The sequence below is a fragment of the Candidatus Pelagisphaera phototrophica genome (assembly GCF_014529625.1).
In the GTDB taxonomy this organism is placed as follows: Bacteria; Verrucomicrobiota; Verrucomicrobiia; order Opitutales; family Opitutaceae; genus Pelagisphaera; species Pelagisphaera phototrophica.
In genome coordinates this window covers 1140605-1154143 of sequence record NZ_CP076039.1, presented here as the reverse complement: position 1 = coordinate 1154143, position 13539 = coordinate 1140605, and the positions used below count along the sequence as shown (strand labels likewise).

Here is a 13539-nt window from a genome sequence, read left to right as displayed (position 1 = left end):
TAAAGCTCAACCGCGAATTAACCAACTGCTCGTAGGAAGTTACAATCACAATTTAGAGGGGGTTACATGATAATCTATACTATAATTACAATAACAGGATCTACCTTTATGGCATTCATACAAGCGACAGGATCCAACGCCAAGTTTTAGGGAAGCATTGGGGGGAGAAACACAGGCTTCGGCACGTCATGTGCCGGAGCTTTTCCTATTTATATGAATACACGAATTCTCAATGCAGGAGCGGCTAAACGCTACGATTTGAAAATCGTGCATCGCGGTGTAAAACCGCTCCTACCTATTGAAGCTCACGGTCGATGCCCTTACGCCAACTGATCGCCAATCGGCAGGCGGCGTATGCGTTTGCCTGTCGCGGCATAGATCGCATTGCAGAGTGCCGGAGCAATGGGCGGAACGCCGGGTTCGCCCACTCCTCCTAGTTCTACTTTCTTTTCCGGATCAACGAGATGGACGGATATCGACTTTGGCGCTAACGAGATCCGCGGAACTTGATAATCATGGAAATTGCTCTGCTTCGCGCGTCCATTTTCGAAACTGATTTCTCCAGTAGTCGCCAAACCGATACCCATTACGCAGGAACCTTCCATCTGGGACCGTATGCGATCAGGGTTAATCCGAGGTCCGCAGTCGATCGCCATGGTCGCTTTATGCACGATTAGATTACCGTCCTTCTCCACCTCGACCTCCAGCACGGCGGCGACATAGGAAACAAAACTGTAGTGAACGGCAAAGCCCATACCCCTACCCTTTGGGAGGCGCTTACCCCAACCGGCTTCCTTCGTCGCGACGTTAAGGACATTTTTCAGACGCCCCGTATCAACCGGATACTTTTTCGGATCTTCACCATGATTCCATCCGTCTTTCAACTCGTCCGGATTAATTTCACGATCATCGCCTAACAGATCCAGATAAAACCGGAGAGGGTCCCTACCAGCCTCTTCCGCGAGTTCAGCAATAAAACTCTGAACCGCAAATCCATGAGGTATATTAGAAACCGATCGAAACCAGCCGATTCGGGTGTGGGCGGCGACCTCCGGATTCTCGATGCGAACATTGGGTATCGCGAATGGGATATTACTATGACCCATATTGGTTTCGAATGCTTGCTGGTGCTTGGGATCCGGATCGAATAGGGACGCTATGGTTGGCGCCACGGATCGATGAAGCCAGCCGCTCACTTTGCCTCTCCGATCCAAACTAGCTTCCAAATGCTCTCCTGATACCGTATGAAAATAGTCATGACGAATATCATCCTCGCGCGTCCATTGCACCCTAGCCGCTCGTCCCGGAAAGGCTTTCGCGATTTCAACCGCCTCATTGATAAAGTCTGCCTTGGACTTCCTCCCGAATCCTCCCCCTAGTAGCGTTACATTGATACGCGTCTTTTCGAGAGGCATCCCTGCACGCTCAGCAGCTTCTGTTCTTGCCGCTTGCGGTGCCTGCGTTGGCGCCCAAATCTCCAGAAAGTTGTTTCTCAGTAGAGCGGTCGACACAGGCGGCTCCATCGGAGCGTGAGCGATATGCGGCAGGTAGTAAGTCGCTGCATGCGTCTTTTTCGCTTTAGAGAAGGCCGCTTCGACATCACCCACCAACCGGACTAGTTTCCCTGGTTTTCTGGAAGCTTCTTCCAAGCTCTGGCGATAGGCTTCGGATTCATAAGAATCGTGTGGGCTTGAACTCCAATCCACCTTGAGCGCTTCCCTCCCCTTAATCGCGGCCCACGTATTCTCTGCCACCACGGCAATACCTCCAATTGGCTTGAACCCAGAAGGAACGGCGGCTCCTTCAATCGGCATCACCTTCAGCACTCCTTTGACCTTGAGGGCCTCAGAGCCGTCGAATGCCTCAACCGTGCTTCCCAAAACGGGAGGCCGCGCAACTACGGCATAGACCATTCCTGCGGACCGGGTATCACCTCCATAAATGGCCGTTCCGGAAACCATGCTCGCTGCATCCGCGCTATGCGTATGCTCTTTACCAATATAGCGATAGGTTCTGGGGCTTTTATACCGAATCGAAATCGGATCTGGAGATTCGAATGAGGCGACCACTCCTACCAATTCGGCAAAGTCAGCCTTCCGTCGGCTCAGAGCATGGATTACGCTATGCTTCGAAGCTCTGACTTCCCGAATGGGAACGCCCCAACCAGCGGCAGCAGCCGCTTCTATGATCGCCCTGACAGTAGCGCCGCACTGGCGCATCGGTGCATACCAGTGGCGCATACTGCGCGATCCATCCGTATTTTGGTTTCCATATTTTGCCTCGTCTCCAACGGCCTGCACGACACGGCAGCGATTCCAGTCCGCTTCCATTTCCTCCGCTACGACCAATGCTAAACTCGACCGGATCCCTTGCCCCATCTCAGATCGCGTGACCGTAATATCTATCGTTCCATCGTAATTAATCGCCACAAAGAGCTTGGGGTCGCTTTTTGTACCTCCGGGCATTCCCTCACCACCGTACTTTTTGGCCGGTTTATCCTGGGCCCACGTCCAATTCGCCGTAAACAGCAAGGCCCCCGTTGCGCCGACGCTCTTTATGAAGCCACGTCGGTCAATTCCATGATTCACTATCGAAAAGTCGCTAAACATCGGACTCATTTGGCACCTCCTTTCAGGCTCTCGGATGCGGTATGTATCGCAGTCTTTATTCGATTGTAGGTACCACACCGACATATGTTTCCGGCCATCGATGTCTCGATCTCTTCTTCATTGGGAGAGGGATTGCTGGATAGCAGAGCCGTCGCGCTCATCACTTGACCACACTGGCAGTACCCGCACTGCGGCACTCCCACCTTAACCCAGGCTTCCTGCACCGCCTTTCCCACCTTTTGTCTCCCGAGGGCTTCTATCGTCGTTATCTTCTTCCCCGCTGCAGCGCTGATCGGCGTCACACAGGATCGAATGGGCGCTCCATCCATATGCATCGTGCATGCACCGCATAAACCCATACCACAGCCAAATTTCGTTCCCGTAAATCCGAGCACATCTCGAATCGCCCAAAGCAAGGGCATGTCGTCAGGGGCATCGACCTCGCGGTCTTGTCCGTTAAGATGGATTGTTGTCATGATGAAGTTTCTTTTCTGAGGTTACGCGGCACCGGGTATCGCATATACGAATACAGGGTAATCTTAATATCCCTAATAAGCGCTGCTAAAACCGCAACCTCAAACCGGTCAAATCGTGAATTAGAATTGCGGAGAGACTGGTTTGAGGTCGATAAACGCCATCCACACAATGGAACCAGAAGAAAGAAAGCGGAAAATTCGAAAATCAGTCGTAGCTTCCGTCATTACTTCGTCCGTGCTCGCGTTGCTGACGTTTTTGTCTTACCCAATATGAAACCCGCCTTTTACGGGCTAATGTGGCTCGGTACCTTTTTGTCTGGTGGATCTGGACTATAATGCCGACGCACTATTGGTGCGAACAACGCAATAATAGAGCCTCTCAGAGCTCGATTGATACCGAAGAAGACGCCTTTCGGGCCTTCTCTCTGGCTTCTTCAATATCCGCTCCAAGGGCGAGGGCCACTCCCATGCGGCGCTTACCCGCAACCTTTGGCTTACCAAAGAGCCGCAATTGCGTATCCGGCACACTCAAGGCCTCATTGAGATTACCAAAAGAAACTTTGTCAGAGTTTCCCTCAACCAGTACGACTGCCGACGCACTCGGTCCGAACTGCCGGATAGAAGGTATTGGCAAACCGAGAATCGCCCTTGCATGCAAGGAGAACTGGGGAAGGTCCTGGGATATCATTGTCACCATACCAGTATCATGCGGACGCGGAGACACTTCACTGAAATACACCAAATCGCCCTTCACGAAAAGCTCGACGCCAAAGAGGCCAAAACCACCGAGACTAGCTGTAACCGCTCCCGCAATTTGTTTTGCGTTCTCCAGCGCGGCATCGCTCATGGGTTGTGGCTGCCAAGATTCACGATAGTCACCATCGACCTGAATATGCCCAATTGGATCGCAAAAGCTGGTCCCATCGACATGCCTCACCGTCAAAAGCGTAATCTCATAGTCAAAGTCCACAAAGCCTTCTATGATTACTTGCCCCTTTCCCGCACGGCCCCCTTCTTGGGCATAATTCCAGGAAGTTTCCCTGTCGGCATCCGACTTGACCACACTCTGTCCCTTTCCCGAGGAACTCATGATTGGCTTGATCACGCATGGCATTCCAATTTCAGAAATCGCCTCGCAATAATCTTCGTACGTATCCGCGAAACGGTACGGCGATGTTGCGAGTCCCAATTCCTCCGCGGCCAACCGGCGAATGCCTTCTCGGTTCATGGTCAACTGAGTCGCGCGCGCAGTCGGGATAATCGTAGCCAATCCTTCCGCTTCCAGCTCCGCAAGGGTATCCGTGGCGATCGCCTCTACCTCCGGGATCACGAGATCGGGCTTCTCCTGTTCGATAATCGCTCGGAGTGCCGCTCCATCGAGCATCGATACCACATGGGACCGATCTGCCACCTGCATCGCAGGGGCATCGGCATAAGCGTCCAGAGCGATGGCCTCTACCCCATAGCGCTGCAATTCGATCACGACCTCTTTCCCTAATTCGCCGGAACCACAGAGCAGTGCTTTTTTTGCAGTGGATGTAAATGGGGTACCTATTAATGTCATCCTCGCAGTGAAGTCAGCCACCGGTTAAGGATCAATCTAAACTTTTCTGGTCGGCTCAAATTTATTGATGGAAGGGGAAACAATCCGCACGTGAATGTCAGATCTGCTTCCTCAAGAAGTTCAAGCTCGCACTTCCACGCCCCTTCCATCAACCTATAAGCAATGATGAGACGCCTTCCTTATTCTACCCTTTTGACAGTCTTTGCAGCATTCGTTTTCAGCCTCACTAGCCTGAATGCGATCGACAACTCCCATTCAAACTGGCACCAGTTTCGAGGCGAGGGAGCAAGAGGAATAGGGACCGGAGATTCATTACCCGAACATTGGTCAGCCAACCAGAATATCGCCTGGAAAGTCGATCTTCCCGGAAGAGGCTGGTCTTCCCCCGTCGTTTGGGGAAACAAAGTATTCGTTAGTACGGTGATCAATTCCAGCGAGTCTGAGGATCCCAAGAAAGGTCTCTACCTTGGGGGCAACCGTCTTGACATCCCGCAAACGATTCACACCTGGAAAGTCTACTGCCTTGATCTGAAGGATGGCGTGATTCTGTGGGAACGGACTGTCCACGAGGCCAATCCCGAAACTTCGATTCACTTGAAAAACAGCTACGCCTCGGAAACGCCCACCACTGACGGCAAGAACGTATATTTCTATTTTGGCAACGTGGGAGTCTTTGCATTCGACCTAGACGGAAAACCCCTGTGGTCAAAGCGGTTTGAACCTCGCCAAACTCGGCATGGATGGGGAACAGCGGCATCACCCATTCTGCACGGAAACCGCCTCTATCTCCTCAATGACAATGACGAGGAGTCTTGGCTCAAGGCGCTGGACAAAAATTCAGGCGAAGAGACCTGGAAGGTGGAAAGAGAACCCGAAAGCAATTGGTCCACGCCCTATGTTTGGGAGAACGATCTGCGCACTGAAATTATCGTTCCCGCTACAAACAAAGTGACCTCTTATGATCTAGACGGAAACGAACTGTGGTCGTTCAAAGGCATGTCGAGCATTACGATTGCAACGCCCTACTCCCATGACGGACTCCTATACGTAAGCTCGGGCTACGTGGGCAGTCGCCACAAACCGATTTACGCCATTCGTCCAGGAGCCACGGGCGATATCTCCATTGATGAAACCCTTCGATCCAATGACTATATTGTCTGGTGCGACTGGAGGGCCGCCCCGTACAATCCGAGCACGCTTTTGTACGAAGATCAGCTCTACGTTCTCCTCGACCGCGGCATGCTCTCCAGCATGGATCCCAAGACCGGGGCCTTTCATTTCGAACGTGAGAGAATTCCTGGCAATAAAGCCGGATTTACCGCTTCTCCGTGGGCCTACAATGGGAAGGTGTTCTACTTGAACGAGAACAGCGAAACCTTCGTTTACAAAGCGGGAAAGTCTCCCGAATTGCTCCACGTAAATCAACTTGCCGAAGATGACATGGGCATGGCGACCCCGGCTATTGCAGGTAATCGCCTATTAATTCGTACTTCTGCCCGGATGTACTGCATTGCAGCGGATTGAATCCGAGGGAGGAAAGATCGACCTCTTGACCATAGTACCAATTTCCGAATACCCGTTGATGTGGGAACGACTCGAAATCGATCTATAGTTTACGTATCCTTGGATTTCGTATACGGACATCGGACGACCGCGTCCCCATCGCCTCGATAATCAATGGTCCGGACTCGCTCGTTGCATCGCGAACGTCGTCACTTACGAACCGATTGTTAATCCATAGTTGATGGCGACTATCGTGCACCCGGATTCGGTAGCGATTCCATTCGCCCACATGAAAGCAGCTGTACTTCGCTTCATCGGACGCCAAAATGGGGGAATACACAACGCTGCCCGGCTCTTTTCTATAACGAATTTTCATCCGTGTCTTGGGTTCCACTTTCATATCCGCCTCGAATTCGAAATTCTCAAATGAGTCTTTCGTGGCAAGCATAGCCGAACCTCCACCAGACATTCGAATTTCACCTCCATGTACCTTAACCCCTTTTGCAGAAGTCCAGCTCCTCATATCCTCCAAATCATTCCAGCTGAACCCATCTCGCAACTCGATGAGCTGCGTTTTCAGGCCTGCCTTCACAAAGGCGTATTCCGGATTGTTCGCAAGATTACGCCACTCGAAAGGATCCTTATCGTGATCGTAAAGTTCTTCTCCGCCGTTGGATGCCAAAGAGTAACGCCAGCGCTTTCCTCGAACGGAAAAATGCGGATACAGCGTTCCTTCGTAGATCCGATGCTGCATATGGTTTTTTCCCGGAATCGTAGTAATGGCCACATCAGGTCCAGACCATTCTCCATTCTCAGGATCTCGAATCAAAGGCAATAGGCTATGTCCCTCTAGTTCGTATCCATTTGTATCAGAATTTGGGTTACGATTTAATTCGAGTAATTCATTAAAGGTGGGGTAAATGTCGATCAATGAAACCGGATGGTCACAAGTAGCGCCCACTGCCGATCCTTCGACCCCGGCAACAATGAGCGGAATGCGAGTAGACGGCTCCCAAAGACTGCCCTTGTAAAGGAAGTTTTTCTCGCCCACATGAAATCCATGATCACTCGTGAAGAATATAATGGTATTATCGCGTTCCGGGCTGTCCTCGACCGCATCAAGGATCGTTCCCACCTGGTCATCAACAAACGACACACAGGCCATGTAGGCCTGAAGCCACTTGCGAAACAGGTCCTTCCCTTCGTGGCGAACGAGCATTTTGTAGCGACGAAACCCATACAGCGATTCATTCCCCAGTGCAATCGATACATCATCCAAATCGTTCGGATCGACTACAGGCAATTCAATGGATTCCAACGGAAAGCGGTCAAAGTAGTTTTGGGGCGCGTATAGCGGCGTGTGGGTTCGAATAAGGCCTGTAAAAAGGGCGAAGGGCTTATCATGCTGCCGTTTGATTACCTCGGCTGACCAAGCGGCCCCGAGCTCATCCGCCAATGGATCCCGATCATCACTGTTTACATACCTGTAGGGCTTCCCGAAAAGTCGCCATCCCTTGTATCCAGGAATACCATTGGCCGGATCGGCTGGCCAGTCGGGTATGTCGGAAAGCGGTCCAAACACGTGTTCCCACTTGTAGTCCACGTCCGCATCCTCGCCTTCGTACAAGAAGAGCTGCTGCGGGTGCGGAAGTCGGAAATTCTCGGACTGGCCATCCCATGGCCATGGGCCTACGTCGCCATAGTGGCCAAATTCGTCAAACAAACCATTCTGGTTTCCGTGGTAGACCTTACCCGTGCCATAGACCCCATACCCGCCCTTTCGGAGATTGTCGTGCAGCGAAACGCTCTCCTTGTAGATTCCGTTATCTTGCCAGTTTTCAAACCAGTAAAGACTCGTCGTCTGCGGATAGAGGCCGAAAAGCATACTCGCCCGCGACGGGGCGCATAGCGGGTCATTCGTATGGGCATTAGTGAATGTAACGCCTTGAGCTTTGAGCCGATCAATATTTGGCGTCGGCACCAGCGGCTTCCCACTCGGTTGTAGCGGCATATCGTTGAGGTCATCAACGATGATAAAGACGATATTGGGCCTTGTATCGGAGAAACCGATCGAGCCGAATGCAGATAAAAGAAATAGAAGAAACAACGTTCGCATAGAATGAGATAACAGAAACCGTAGTTATGGATAACCGCTATCAGGACGCGAGACAAATGAGATCTTAATGAGGCCTATCGCCCCTCTTCAGGTCGCTTGTATGCCGTTACCATCAAGACCTCTCGCAACCCGTATTCCCTTACTCTCCTGCGAAACATCGGATTTCCCTCTCGAACAGATCTTCTATATTTGCTGTATGCCGACCTTTAATCCCGCCGCCGACGTATTCTCGATAACTATCTCCGGCGTTACCATGTCCGATATGCAACCGGAGATATAAGGATTCTGGAGGGCCCACAAGTACGCTTTCGTATATCTCGAGATATCTTCTCGAATCGCTGTATCAAAGTATCAACGACACCTTATTCCAACGACTTCTCTATCTTAGAAAGCGTCAGAAAGGTCTCAATTAATCCTCCGTATGGTTCCATTTTCCACTGATTATTATATTGTAGGTCGTCTCGCAAAGGCGAAAACCCTCTCCATCGATAGGTCAGCGACCTGTCTTACAATTCGTAACGTAGGTCGTCTCGTCGGAGATCCTGAGCAAAGTCGAAGGGCTGAGGCGACATTCACCCCAATATGGCAAGTCATCCCGACCTCGCCATGGCTGCGACGGTTAGACCGACCCGACCCACAGCCAAAGTCCATAAAGGAAATCAACCCACTAGACTCTATCTTATGCCGCGTTGCATCACGTGCCACAAAACGTCTCGTGAACAACCTCTTCCGGTAGCGGTGGTGATTCGAGATCTTCATACTCAGTCTGCTCATCAAATGGATTGGCCAAAGCATCGACAAGCCGATGGAAGAGAGAATAGTCTCCGCGGTAGGCTGCCTGAATCGCTTGCTCAATACGATGATTTCGCGGGATAAGTATAGGATTGGCCAACCTCATTTCCGAATAGCGGTTACCCGGATCCGCTTCCTTCCGCCAATTGCTAAACCACTTCTCAAAGACCTCTTCTTCGGGAAAGAGCACGCTGAGATCTTGGTGTGAATCCCCACCGGCTACTTGCGTGAGTCGCCGAAAGAAAAGCGTGAAGTCAATCTTCTCGGACGCAAGAAGATCGAGGCTATCTTGAATGAGGGTTACCGGCGCAGATGAAGGAAGCCCTAATTTTGTCCGAAAACCGCCGATGTACTGGTCCGCGAATCGATCTGAAAATTGAGAGAGAGCGCTCTCAGCCAAGCTCTTCGCCTCCTTTGTATTCTCCGATAGCAGAGGCAACAAGGTCTCCGCAAATCGAGTCAGATTCCATAATCCAATATCAGGCTGGTTTCCCCAAGCGTAACGGGCACCTCTATCGATCGAACTAAAAACGCATTGCGGATGAAAGGCGTCCATAAATGCACAGGGACCGTAGTCGATCGTTTCGCCTGACACCGCCATATTGTCCGTGTTCATTACTCCGTGAATAAAGCCAAGCGACATCCACTGGGCGATCAAATCCGCTTGAGCCTTCGCAACCGAACCTATCAGGGCGCTATAGGGATTCGACGAATCGGCTGCTTCAGGATAATGCCTGGCGATCACGTAATCGGCCAGCAGTCGGGTCCCCTCAAGGTCATTGCGAGCGTAGTAGTACTGAAACGTACCGACGCGAATATGACTCGCTGCAATCCGAGTAAAAACGCCACCCGGCAAAGAGCCCTCCGCTCGCAAAACATTCTCGCCCGAAGCAACCGCTGCCAAAGCCCGCGTTGTCGGAACACCCAGTGCCGCCATCGCTTCGCTGACGATGTACTCCCGAATCACCGGTCCCAAGGCAGATTTTCCATCTCCTTGGCGGGAAAAAGGCGTACGCCCCGAGCCCTTCAGCTGCAGATCAAAACGATCCCCTTTGGTATCGACGATCTCACCGAGCAATAGGGCTCGGCCGTCACCGAGCTGCGGTACGAAACCGCCAAACTGGTGTCCCGCATAGGCTTGGGCAATCGGTTCTGCCCCTTCAGGAGCTTGATTGCCCGAGAGCATCGCAACTCCTTCCTCAGACTCCAGCCAATCCCTAGAAATGGATAAGCTCTCCGCGAGTCCTCGGTTGACTCGAATTAATTTTGGCACCCTAAGGCTCGCCGGAGCAAGCCTAGCATAGAATCGCTCGGGTAAACGCGCATAGGTGTTGTCGAAGTTGATGCTCACTTTTACGGTCAGGAGATTGGCATGAAGGAGATACCCAATGACTGCGTCCATATAAAAACACTCATTCGCTAAATCAAGTACCAGCGGCTTGTAATGGTAGCACAGCTACAACTCGCATCCAAAACTATTACTTCCCAATCTGGACGTTTTCAAGATTACGGAAGGCTATTTGGATCTGCCCCAATTGCCTGGTTTAGGTATAGAGATTGACGAAGACGCGGTCATCGAGGCCAACAAAGAAAGCTTCATGCGAAACGATCGAGACTGGCACCATGGAGATGGATCTGTCGCGGAATGGTAGATAAGGTGGGGCAAGGACCTCACTCCTTCGCGACACCTTCAGCTCTCTTGACCCTGATCGATTGGCCTAGAGGGATCCACCGTCATCCAGCAAAACGCCGTTATCACATACATGACCGCAACCACAATAAACATGGGGAAATAGTTGGTCACGACCTCTGAAACACCATCAACCACCTGCGTAGTGGCAAACCCATCCAACAAGGGCCCCAAGAGCAGTACCGGCACAAGAACCGCGCCCATATTTCCTGACATATTCACAATGCTGAAGACCGTCCCTGAGTGCCGCCCCCCAATATCGGTACACGTACCCCATACCGTTGGCTGAGACCAATCGCTGAAAAACTTAACAACGAACAAACCAATCGCCAGAGCAAGGACGTTGGTCTGTGAAATCGCAAAGAAAAGGCATATCGTTGCGATGATTTTTCCCGAGGAGCCCATTATTCGCCTCGCATTCTTTCGACTCCCAGTGAGACGAATGCAATAATCATTTAGATAGCCTCCCACAAAACCTCCCACGGCTCCGCCAAAGAGCGGAAAACTCGCGTAGATTCCCATCTCTGCGATTGATATTCCCTTCGAAAGGAAATAGCTACCGAGGACCGAAGTATAAATAATGTCCGCTCCCGCATTCGATACTTGGGCGAAGACCATTATCTGCAATGTTCGATGCTTCAATGCCTCCTTAAAACTCAGGACTTTCGATTGAGTTTTTTGGGCTAGGTTCTCCCCTCTAAAAAGCTTTCTCTCAGCTTCGTTCACCCGCTTGTCATCTTCCGGGCTATTCCGGTAAAGAGCAAAAAAGACCAGCGCTAAGAAAATCCCCGCTCCCGCCATTATCATGAGCGCCACCTTCCAATGAAAACCGAAGTAGCTCATTAGCACGGTCGCCATTATGATCGGAGCGAGAGCCCCACCTGCTCTTCCCGCGAAACTCGCCACAAACCCTTGCATGGTCGTCCGGTTGGAAGGTGGAAACCAGTTCCGGGATACACTATTCAAACTAGGATACGCTCCTGCTTGCGCGGCGCCAAAAATAAGCCGTGCGATACAAAAGGTCAGAAACGAGCCTCCTAAGGCAAATAATACTAAACTCAGCGACCATCCCCCAATAAGCGAACTTAGAAAAAACCTTGCTCCAAAGTAGTCACACACCACACCACTCGGAATTTGACCCAGCGCATAAGTAATATTGAAAAACGTGAAAATCTGTTCTAGCTCTGTATTCGTATATCCATACTCACGAGCGAGTTCGGGTCGGATAACTGCCCATGTGTAACGGTGCAAGTAAAGCATCAGTGACGTGACCGACGCCATGACGAAGATCAGCTTGTGAACATTTGTCGGGCTCGGGCTGCCGATAATTTCGCGTTGAGAAGATTCTGACGAGGAGCTCATAGCGACATAGGGGATACGAGACGAGTTCGAATAATTAGGTTTAATCCCGCACTTGGCAACGCCTAAGAAGAAAGACGATCTTTACGCCGACCAAAACGCCCCTTACAGCTTTTCCCATGATAAGATTCTCGCAGAACCGCTCTCGACAATCGAGGACCTCCTTCGTTTATAGGCAAAGGCTTTCACTCTTCCTTCTCTGCCTCCTGCCCGTGCTCATTTCTTGCGAACCCGAGCCAACGGGACCCCTTTTAACCAGCAAGCTGCAGAAAATAGACCGAGCGATCGAGAAAGCGGTTCGACAGGGCAAAACTCCTGGTGGCGTTTTCTGGTTAGAGCACAAGGGAGGAGTCTATACCAAGGCTTACGGCTACGCCGCTCTCCAACCCCAGATCGCTTTCGCTTCGATCGATACCCTTTATGATTCGGCATCCCTGACTAAGGTAATGGCAACCGCTCCCGCGATCTTACTATTAATGGAACGTGGGGAAATCGAATTGGATGCACAGGTCAAGCAGTACCTTGAGGACTTCGACAACGGCGGGAAAGAATCCATCACTATTCGTCACCTTCTAACACATACATCCGGCCTACGTCCAGGAATTGATCATACCGTCGAAGTAAACGGCATCCAAGAAGAGTGGAATGGATACGAAACCGCTATCGCCCTTGCCAAAGAGGAGAAAGCACAACACCCGCCAGGAACCCAGTTTATCTACAGCGATATCAACTACATTATTCTGGGCGAGATCATTGAACAGATTTCAGGCATGCCGCTGGAAGAATTTACGCGCAAGGAAATCTTTAAACCATTGGGAATGAGTGACACGGGATACCTCCCGTCGCCGAAATTGCGAGAGCGAATCGCTCCGACCAAGTGGGTAGGTGGTGAAATGCTCCGAGGAATCGCCAACAATCCCATTTGTCGGAAAACCGGGGGCGTTCACGGACATGCAGGGATATTTACGACGGCTCCTGACCTGGCGAAATTCGCTCGTATGATCCTTAATAAGGGAAACCTGGAGGGCGTTCGCCTTTTGCAGCCAGAAAACGTTGAGTTGATGACTTCCATTCAGTCTCCCGAGAGTGTGCCCTCTCTCAGGGGACTCGGCTGGGATATCGACTCGAGTTACTCGGGTCAGAGGGGGGAGGTTTTCCCTATTGGAGGCTTCGGTCATACGGGGTTCGCCGGACCGAGTATTTGGATTGATCCCTTCTCCCAGACTATCGTGATTTTCATGACCAATCGGATACACCCCGATGGAACTGGTGACGTACGGGAATTGCGCCGCCAGATCGGCACCCTCTCTGCGGAGGCCCTTGTGGATTTCGATTTCGAATCCGTTCCGAATATCACAAGGTAGCGGGCAATCTCCGACTGCCCATATTGGATTGAATAGATTGTGGGTGCTCGGAGATCGCCCGCTACC

Annotated in this window: 9 protein-coding genes; 3 read left to right on the top strand and 6 right to left on the bottom strand. The window is 51.3% G+C overall.

Annotated features, from left to right (window positions below):
• Positions 1 to 320: 320 nt before the first annotated feature.
• The 3 genes from GA004_RS05020 to purT form a co-directional block, all read right to left on the bottom strand.
• A complete protein-coding gene (locus GA004_RS05020; protein ID WP_283396210.1) occupies positions 321 to 2618 on the bottom strand; it encodes a xanthine dehydrogenase family protein molybdopterin-binding subunit in 2298 nt (765 codons plus the stop codon).
• Positions 2615 to 3085 carry a (2Fe-2S)-binding protein gene (locus tag GA004_RS05015; RefSeq protein ID WP_283396209.1) on the bottom strand — a complete coding sequence of 157 codons (471 nt, stop codon included), beginning with the start codon at positions 3083 to 3085 and terminating at the stop codon, positions 2615 to 2617. The genes GA004_RS05020 and GA004_RS05015 overlap by 4 nt, the downstream gene beginning before the upstream one ends.
• Positions 3086 to 3464: 379 nt before the next feature.
• Positions 3465 to 4649 carry a formate-dependent phosphoribosylglycinamide formyltransferase gene (gene purT / locus GA004_RS05010; RefSeq protein WP_283396208.1) on the bottom strand — a complete coding sequence of 395 codons (1185 nt, stop codon included), beginning with the start codon at positions 4647 to 4649 and terminating at the stop codon, positions 3465 to 3467.
• A gap of 162 nt (positions 4650 to 4811) precedes the next feature.
• On the opposite strand from purT, the gene GA004_RS05005 reads away from it, so the two are divergent.
• Positions 4812 to 6173, top strand: a complete 1362-nt coding sequence (locus tag GA004_RS05005; protein ID WP_283396207.1) for an outer membrane protein assembly factor BamB family protein — start codon at positions 4812 to 4814, stop codon at positions 6171 to 6173.
• 82 nt (positions 6174 to 6255) lie between these two features.
• On the opposite strand, the gene GA004_RS05000 is transcribed toward GA004_RS05005, so the two are convergent.
• Both GA004_RS05000 and GA004_RS04995 read right to left on the bottom strand, forming a co-directional pair.
• Complete coding sequence (locus tag GA004_RS05000) at positions 6256 to 8268, bottom strand: sulfatase-like hydrolase/transferase (RefSeq protein ID WP_283396206.1); 2013 nt, start codon at positions 8266 to 8268, stop codon at positions 6256 to 6258.
• Between the two features lie 694 nt (positions 8269 to 8962).
• Positions 8963 to 10462: a protein adenylyltransferase SelO gene (locus GA004_RS04995; protein ID WP_283396205.1), complete on the bottom strand. Its 1500-nt coding sequence runs from the start codon at positions 10460 to 10462 to the stop codon at positions 8963 to 8965.
• A gap of 118 nt (positions 10463 to 10580) precedes the next feature.
• On the opposite strand from GA004_RS04995, the gene GA004_RS04990 reads away from it, so the two are divergent.
• Complete coding sequence (locus GA004_RS04990) at positions 10581 to 10712, top strand: hypothetical protein (RefSeq protein ID WP_283396204.1); 132 nt, start codon at positions 10581 to 10583, stop codon at positions 10710 to 10712.
• Between the two features lie 38 nt (positions 10713 to 10750).
• On the opposite strand, the gene GA004_RS04985 is transcribed toward GA004_RS04990, so the two are convergent.
• Positions 10751 to 12112 (bottom strand): MFS transporter, encoded by a 1362-nt coding sequence (locus GA004_RS04985; protein WP_283396203.1) that lies wholly within the window; start codon positions 12110 to 12112, stop codon positions 10751 to 10753.
• Positions 12113 to 12321: 209 nt separating this feature from the next.
• Here GA004_RS04985 and GA004_RS04980 point away from each other — a divergent pair, with 209 nt between their 5' ends.
• Positions 12322 to 13473, top strand: coding sequence for a serine hydrolase domain-containing protein (locus GA004_RS04980; protein WP_283396202.1), 1152 nt, complete (start codon positions 12322 to 12324; stop codon positions 13471 to 13473).
• Positions 13474 to 13539 lie beyond the last annotated feature (66 nt).